Source organism: Ruegeria sp. AP7, from assembly GCF_056539905.1.
Window position 1 is genome coordinate 1 of sequence record NZ_JBQFVT010000041.1, and the last position, 1226, is coordinate 1226.

The 1226-nt window shown below is 59.0% G+C and carries 1 protein-coding gene; it reads left to right on the forward strand.

Translation table 11 applies throughout. From position 1 onward, the window contains the following. Positions 1-58: 58 nt before the first annotated feature. Entirely contained in the window at positions 59-1219 is a 1161-nt protein-coding gene (locus ACR0KN_RS22440) for an IS30 family transposase (RefSeq protein WP_480553474.1), read from the forward strand. Positions 1220-1226: the final 7 nt, after the last annotated feature.

Sequence of the window (1226 nt, forward strand, 5' to 3'; positions counted from 1 at the left end):
GGCGGTCTCAATGGATCGACGCAACACTTCACTTTGAGAGCAAAGATGGAGTGTTGGAATGGCTTATCGACGTCGGATCTATTTTACGGAGAAACAAAAGGCGGAGATTTGGGATCGCTGGCAGCGCGGGGAGTCAATGAGCTCGATCGGTCGATTGTTCGATCGGAACTCATCGTCGATCTATCCGCTGCTGGCACGGACAGGTGGTATCCGCCCGCCGGAGAGGCGGCGGTCGCGACTGGCAATGACGCTGGCGGAACGTGAAGAAATCTCTCGGGGTCTGAAGGCCAAGATGTCATTGCGTTCCATTGCCCGTCAGCTTCGTCGAGCGCCCTCGACGTTCAGCCGGGAGGTGCGGCGTAATGGAGGCCGGTGTGTCTACCGTGCCGCCAGGGCGGACCAAGCGGCCTGGGATCGGGCTCGTCGACCAAAACATTGCAAGCTGGCGAACCGACCAGGCCTCTGTCAGACAATAGCAGAGAAGCTCGTGTGCAAGTGGTCACCCCAGCAGATCGCGGGTTGGCTGAAGCGAGAACAACCTGATGATGAGGGTGTGCGGGTGTCCCACGAGACAATCTATCGAAGCCTGTTCATCCAGGCCCGCGGCGTTCTAAAGAAGGAGCTGCTGGCCCATCTCAGGTCCACACGTGCCATCCGTCGATCTCGGCACGCTAGCCTGAAGCGCGACGGTCTCGGGCAAATCAAAGACGCGGTCTCAATCCGGGAACGTCCGGCTGCGGTCGAGGACCGCGCTGTCCCCGGTCACTGGGAAGGCGATCTCATTGCCGGCTCGAAGAACAGCTTCATCGCGACGCTTGTCGAAAGACGGACGCGCTACGTCATGCTGGCAAAGGTCAGTGGAAAGGAAACGCAGACCGTCGTGGCGGCGCTGGCCGCACAGGTCCAGCATCTGCCGAGAGAGCTTCGCCGTACGCTGACATGGGACCGCGGTAAGGAACTGGCCGATCACAAGAGCCTGACCTTAGCCACCGATCTCGATATCTACTTCTGCGACCCACACAGCCCCTGGCAACGCGGCACCAACGAGAACACCAACCGTCTCCTGCGCCAGTACTTCCCGAAAGGCACTGATCTGTCTGTCCACAACCAAAAACATCTCGATACAGTCGCCCGCGAACTCAATGAAAGGCCGAGAATGACCTTGAATTACTTCTCACCGGCAGAGAAGTTCGAAGAGTGTGTTGCGGCGATCGGTTGAATCGGCA